Genomic DNA, 607 nt, shown 5'->3' on the forward strand with positions numbered 1-607 from the left:
ACTCCTTGAGCAGAGCATATCCGTAGGTGCGATTGATGCGAAGGGCAACCGTGATTTGTGGGACCGAATACCCCTCGCCGTGCAGGATCCGCACCAAATCCCTGGTCTTTACCTTCGGCCCCAGTTCGTCTTTTTTCGGAGAATCTCAATTTGAATCTCCTTTTCACCTATGAGTGCTTTGGCCTTTTCCAGTTCTTTTTCCAACTCCTGTTCACGATTGGAGATGCCCGTTTTCAGGGCACTAAGGCCCCCTTGAATAAAGGCCTCTCGCCATTTGTAATACTGAGTTTGCACAATTCCGTACTCTCTGCAAACAGCAGAGATATTGGCCCCCGGCGCCATTCCAGCCAACACAATCTCCATTTTTTGCTCAGCAGTCCATTTTCGCCGCCCCATAAAAAACGACCCCTTTCTTGCTTCCTTCCATTATACTTTATCTTTCGTCTGGAAGCGTATGGGGTCATTATAGTTGTGACATCATGAGCGAAAACATTAGGACATCGGAACAAAATGACGTATTCGCCTATGATATAGAACACGACATTTTATATATTTTCTTGGGGGCTCCTGTTAAAGGGTATGAAGAAGAATTATTGCCGGGAGTTTT

At 46.1% G+C, this 607-nt stretch carries 1 protein-coding gene; it reads right to left on the reverse strand.

The features are described from left to right. Nucleotides 1–108: 108 nt before the first annotated feature. Nucleotides 109–396, reverse strand: a complete 288-nt coding sequence (locus I8U23_RS13340; RefSeq protein WP_033102141.1) for a transposase — start codon at nt 394–396, stop codon at nt 109–111. Nucleotides 397–607: the final 211 nt, after the last annotated feature.

The organism is Thermoactinomyces sp. CICC 10735 (assembly GCF_016055175.1).
In the GTDB taxonomy this organism is placed as follows: domain Bacteria; phylum Bacillota; class Bacilli; order Thermoactinomycetales; family Thermoactinomycetaceae; genus Thermoactinomyces; species Thermoactinomyces vulgaris.

Bases quoted from the DNA above. Each gene is read 5' to 3' on its own strand.
- I8U23_RS13340 (WP_033102141.1), bottom strand. From the start codon at position 396: ATGGGGCGGCGAAAATGGACTGCTGAGCAAAAAATGGAGATTGTGTTG.